The organism is Sutterella sp., assembly GCF_052272535.1.
In the GTDB taxonomy this organism is placed as follows: domain Bacteria; phylum Pseudomonadota; class Gammaproteobacteria; order Burkholderiales; family Burkholderiaceae_F; genus Sutterella.
This window is the reverse complement of record NZ_DAVZJY010000279.1, coordinates 1-2,662: the sequence shown is the minus strand read 5'-3', so window position 1 is coordinate 2,662 and position 2,662 is coordinate 1. Positions and strand designations below refer to the sequence as shown.

At 63.9% G+C, this 2,662-nt stretch carries 1 protein-coding gene; it reads left to right on the top strand.

Translation table 11 applies throughout. The annotated features are described in order from the left end of the window. Nucleotides 1-215: 215 nt before the first annotated feature. The gene (speC, locus tag ACT6Y9_RS10240; RefSeq protein ID WP_295480849.1) at nt 216-2,426 is read left to right on the top strand and encodes an ornithine decarboxylase; all 2,211 of its coding nucleotides are present in this window, start codon (nt 216-218) and stop codon (nt 2,424-2,426) included. The last annotated feature ends 236 nt before the right edge of the window (nt 2,427-2,662 follow it).

The following is a 2,662-nucleotide window of genomic DNA, read 5'->3' as shown; positions in this document are numbered from 1 at the left end:
GGCCGCACGCGCCTCTCGCAGGCATGTGCGGCCCGACCGTCTTCAGGCGTCGAAGGACTCCCGCATCCGCGTTCGGATTGCGGGAAAATGCGCGTGGAAACGGCCCGTTTCGCCGATATACTTCGCGCCGGTCTCCGCCACCCGATTCAAAGGCGAGCGGACGCGCGAACTTCCGGACTCCCGCAGTCCTTCTTCCTCGAGAGGAACATCAGGTCATGCAGAAGCTTGCCATCGCCGTGAGCGACAACGTCACCTTCAAGAACTTTCCCAAGGACCGGCAGGTCGTGCGGCTCTCCGAAGCGGAGATGACCGAAACGGGCGTCGTGCTCATGTCCGTCGAGGATGCCGAAACGGGCTGGCTCGACCGGGTGGACGGCTACGGCTTCGGGATCCCGATCTTCATCTTCGTCGAGCGCGGCCGCTACGTCCCGGATGAATGGATCGGCCGCTGCATGGGCGTCGTGAACGACGATCCGAGCGAGGAGCCCTTCTTCGTGCGGCAGCTCATCGACGCCGCGACGGGCTACGAGGAGAAGATTCTCCCGCCCTTCTTCCGCAGCCTCAGGCGCTACGTCGGCACCGCGAACGAGCAGTTCGACTGTCCGGGCCACCAGGGCGGCGCCTTCTTTCGCCGACACCCGGCCGGCCGTGAATTCGCGAACTTCTTCGGCGAGACGATTTTCCGCGCCGACCTCTGCAACGCCGACGTGGACATGGGCGACCTGCTCATCCATGCGGGCGCGGCATACGAGGCGCAGGCGCACGCGGCGAAGGTCTACAACGCCGACAAGACGTACTTCGTTCTGAACGGCACTTCGACCTCCAACAAGGTTGTGCTCTCGGCGCTCCTCACCCCGGGCGACCTCGTGCTCTTCGACCGCAACAACCACAAGTCCTGCCACCAGGGCGCGCTCGTGCTCGCCGGGGCTCGTCCGGTCTACCTCGAGACGTCGCGCAACCCCTACGGCTTCATCGGCGGCATCGACAACCACTGCTTCGACGAGGCGGAGCTGCGCCGGCGCGCCGCTGAGGTGGACCCCGAGCGCGCGAAGCGCGACCGGCCCTTCCGCTGCGCGGTGATTCAGCTCGGCACCTACGACGGCACGATCTACAACGCCCGCCAGGTGGTGGACCGCATCGGGAGCCTCTGCGACTACATCCTCTTCGACTCCGCGTGGGTGGGCTACGAGCAGTTCATCCCGATGATGAAGGACTGCTCGCCGCTGCTGCTCGATCTCAAGCCCGAGGATCCGGGCATCTTCGTCACGCAGTCGGTGCACAAGCAGCAGGCGGGCTTCTCCCAGACCTCGCAGATCCACAAGAAGGACGCGCACGTGCGCGGCCAGGCGCGCTACGTCACCCACAAGCAGGTGAACAACGCCTTCATGCTGCACGCCTCCACCTCGCCCTTCTATCCGCTCTTCGCCTCGATCGACATCAACGCGAAGATGCACTCGGGCGTGTCGGGCCAGCGCATCTGGCACGAGTGCGTGAAGATCGGCATTGAGGCGCGCAAGCAGATCAAGCGCACCTGCAGCTACATCCAGCCCTTCGTGCCGCCCACCGTGATGGGCCGCCCCTGGGAGAGCTACCCGACCGAGACGATCGCGCAGGACCTGCGCTTCTTCCAGTTCAAGCCCGGTGCGCGCTGGCATGCCTTCGAGGGCTACGGCGAAAACCAGTACTTCGTGGATCCCTGCAAGTTTCTCCTCACGACGCCCGGCATCGACACCGACACGGGCGAGTACGAGGACTTCGGCGTTCCGGCGACGATTCTCGCGAACTACCTGCGCGCCCACGGCGTGGTGCCCGAGAAGTGCGACCTCAATTCGATTCTCTTCCTCCTGACGCCCTCGCAGACGACCGCCAAGATCTCGTCCCTCACAACGCAGATCGCGCGCTTTGAGAAGCTTCTCGAGACCGACGCGCTCATGAAGGACGTGATTCCGCAGGTCTACCGCGAGCACGCCGACCGCTACGAGGGCTACCGCATCCGCGAGCTCTGCCAGGAGATGCACGACTACTGCCGCGAGTTCGACATCAAGCGCCTGCAGAAGGCGATGTTCCGCGAGAGCTCGTTCCCGAAGGCGGTGATGGACGCGCAGCAGGCGCACTTCGAGTTCATGCGCGGCAACGCCGAGTACATCCCGCTCGAAGAGGCCGCCGGCCGCATCGCCCTCGAAGGGGCGCTGCCGTACCCGCCGGGCGTGATCTGCTGCGTCCCGGGTGAGGTCTGGGGCGGCCCGGTGCTCGAATACTTTATGGCGCTCGCTGAAGGCGTGAACCGGTTCCCGGGCTTTAGCCCGGAACTCCAGGGCGTGTACCTCGAGGAGGACAGCACCGGCCGCACCAACGTCTGGGTGAACGTCCTCAAAGAATCCCGCAGGAAGGAGCTCGAGGCCGAAGGCCGCATCCGCGCGCTCTGATCCCGACAAACAAACGCCCCGCAGCGGCTCCGTCGCCCTGCGGGGCGTTCGCATGAGGGGGCGGCGAAAGATTTTTTTGCGATGCTCTTGACAAACGCCTCGAGCATCTTCATAATTCGCCTCCTGCTTCGAAACGAAGCGGCAAAAATCAGGAACGACGCGAACGAATCAAAAAAAAAATTCTTCAAATCGCTCTTGACAAGAAGGAAAGACTTCTATAAGATTTCGATCCTTCG